The sequence below is a fragment of the Vibrio sp. 1978 genome, from assembly GCF_033344345.1.
This window is the reverse complement of the sequence record NZ_JAWPOP010000073.1, coordinates 1-2123: the sequence shown is the minus strand read 5'-3', so window position 1 is coordinate 2123 and position 2123 is coordinate 1. Positions and strand designations below refer to the sequence as shown.

General features: G+C 50.7%; 6 protein-coding genes. All 6 read right to left on the bottom strand.

Annotated elements, in window-relative coordinates; translation table 11 throughout:
* A partial coding sequence (locus tag R8N49_RS24490) for a phage tail protein (RefSeq protein ID WP_318190143.1) occupies positions 1 to 377 on the bottom strand: 377 nt, incomplete at its 3' end.
* A 15-nt stretch (positions 378 to 392) separates the two neighbouring features.
* A complete protein-coding gene (locus R8N49_RS24485; protein WP_318190142.1) occupies positions 393 to 776 on the bottom strand; it encodes a hypothetical protein in 384 nt (127 codons plus the stop codon).
* Positions 773 to 1210 carry an HK97-gp10 family putative phage morphogenesis protein gene (locus R8N49_RS24480; RefSeq protein ID WP_318190141.1) on the bottom strand — a complete coding sequence of 146 codons (438 nt, stop codon included), beginning with the start codon at positions 1208 to 1210 and terminating at the stop codon, positions 773 to 775. Before R8N49_RS24480 ends, R8N49_RS24485 begins: the two co-directional genes overlap by 4 nt.
* 18 nt (positions 1211 to 1228) lie before the next feature.
* A complete protein-coding gene (locus R8N49_RS24475; RefSeq protein WP_318190140.1) occupies positions 1229 to 1579 on the bottom strand; it encodes a phage head closure protein in 351 nt (116 codons plus the stop codon).
* 6 nt (positions 1580 to 1585) lie between these two features.
* The gene (locus R8N49_RS24470; protein WP_238778097.1) at positions 1586 to 1918 is read right to left on the bottom strand and encodes a head-tail connector protein; all 333 of its coding nucleotides are present in this window, start codon (positions 1916 to 1918) and stop codon (positions 1586 to 1588) included.
* Positions 1911 to 2123 (bottom strand): hypothetical protein (locus R8N49_RS24465; protein ID WP_318190139.1); only part of this gene is annotated, 213 nt, incomplete at its 5' end. The genes R8N49_RS24470 and R8N49_RS24465, both read right to left, overlap by 8 nt.

The following is a 2123-nucleotide window of genomic DNA, read 5'->3' as shown; positions in this document are numbered from 1 at the left end:
CCTTTATCCAGCTCTTGATGGCTCCAACCGCCAAGAACGACAATCATGTCAGCCCACCGGCCGTTGGGAAATTCAAGACGGATTTTTACTGTGTCGTAGGCATCCGCCTGATCAAGAAAGGCTTGTAAATCGGCGTCGGTTGGGTCATCAAGGAACACAAATTCTTTGTCTGGGCCTTCCGGCATGTCAGTTATGTATTTGCGCTCGGTATCGATTAGACGATCCGCTTCAACAAAGCCAGCCGTACGGCCAGTAACGCCTACAGCGTTGGCGTCTTTAAGCAGTTTTAGTGCTGCGGTTTCATCAGCGATAGCCCCGTAAAGCATACGGGTGCCAGCGGGTAACTTGGCGTAGGTGCTAGGTTCTGCGATTGGCATGGGTGTTTTCTCCCGTTAATGGATAATGACAAAATCCAGGTTAAATTGATAAATAGGGTTAATCTCGTTTTCTAGCCATTGGTCGAATCCGCCGTTGAGCGTGGCTAGCTGTATTCGGTAGCCACTGGCGGTTCCTTCGTTTAACACCCCATTAAATTCGTGCAGCTTATCCACGATGTCGTTCGCCAATTGTTTTCCGGCGTCTGGGTCATGGTGGTACACCGTTAGGCTGTAGACGTCTTCACGGATTCCGGTCTTTCGCAAGTTTCCGGGAATAACACCAGGTGTAATACAGCGATAAACCACTGCGTTATCGGCTTTCTCGGGGCGCTTCAGCCAATAGCAATCCAGACCAGTTAACGTGGTTAACCAGGCGTTTAAGGCTTGTTCTAGGTTCATTTGGCTTGCTTCTTGATCGCTTTTTGAATTTCGATAGCCAATACCGTGCGAAACGTATTCACCACACGATGGCGGTTCTCAAATAGAGACGGACGCATAAATGGGTCTGGTTCCTGCTTTGCGGTGCCATACTCCTGAGCAATCGCTTTCTGGCTGTGCTTTTTCGACGGACCCACACGAGTGGCCAAGGCGTTATCTTTGCCGCCGTGCTTGCTGTCCATCTTTTTGGTGGTGATCTTGATGCTGTCACGCATGTGCTCACCATCAGCGCCAACCGCGTCATAACCAGCCCCCATTGCCATGGCCAGTTGAACACCGCCCATGGCTTGACGGCTGGCTTTACGCAAGGTTCGCAAGCCGGCCTTTTCACCAATATCGGTCAGGGCTTTTTCCAACTCTTTCAAACCAGACACATCCCATCGGTCAAGCTGCATAATGCTTACTCCTGTAAATCAAGGATCCGGTTGTATGGGTGGCGGGGTTGATTTCGGGTTAGCGTCAGCGTCCAGGATAAGTTCCTGGCGACGAGGGTCCGAATCGTTCACGCCTGTGATTTTCATCCAGCGGCCTCGCCACTGCATCCAGTAACCAGGCTCGATATTTTCACGCCAACGTAATCGCCACTGGTACCCGTTCTGGGTCTGTTCGCGGTTATTTACGGCGGTTTGGTCACTCGAACTGGTGATTAGCTCTGCCCATGCTGTTGCTGCTTTTACCAGTTCGATCGTAGGCGCACCGCTGTTGCTCTTGCCCTCAACGGAACGATACAGGGTTACACGTTGGTTGAGTTTGCCGGCTTGCATACGCCCTCACAGATTGATGTCTCGATCAAAATCCAACAAAAAGCTGACGCCTAAAGGAAGTGTTTTAACGCTGCTTTCTGTCACCGCTTCTCGATGTCCAAACCAGTGGCCTATTAACAACAACACCGCCAACTCCGTGTCCTCTCTGGCCACAAAGGCATTTTCTGGCACTTGCTCTGGGTCTGCTGGCACTTCCTCTTGCGTCCAGTAAACTGGCCGATTGAGATAGTTCTCAACAGATTTCTTAGCCGCTGATAGGTAGAGCGTAAGCAAGGTGTCATGGTCGGTAATGTCGTCATCGATACTGCACTGGTTTTTGACTCTAACCAGATCAAGCATCGGCTTTTACCGCCGTGCCATTATCAATCAGGCGCTGCGCTTCTTTTTCTGAGCACGGGTAAAGATCACCAACCGTGAAAGACTGCTGTTTATCTGAGTCCCACAACGGCATCTTTAACTTCACTTGAGTATTGCCGTTTGGTTGCTCCGAAGTCTCTGTCGACTCTTTGGTGATCTCTGCTGTCTTGGCTTTCGTGGTTGCCAT

Excerpts from the sequence above, each read along its gene's own strand:
- R8N49_RS24485 (WP_318190142.1), bottom strand. The coding sequence starts at position 776 with ATGAACCTAGAACAAGCCTTAAACGCCTGGTTAACCACGTTAACTGGT.
- R8N49_RS24480 (WP_318190141.1), bottom strand. The coding sequence starts at position 1,210 with ATGCAGCTTGACCGATGGGATGTGTCTGGTTTGAAAGAGTTGGAAAAA.
- R8N49_RS24475 (WP_318190140.1), bottom strand. The coding sequence starts at position 1,579 with ATGCAAGCCGGCAAACTCAACCAACGTGTAACCCTGTATCGTTCCGTT.
- R8N49_RS24470 (WP_238778097.1), bottom strand. The coding sequence starts at position 1,918 with ATGCTTGATCTGGTTAGAGTCAAAAACCAGTGCAGTATCGATGACGAC.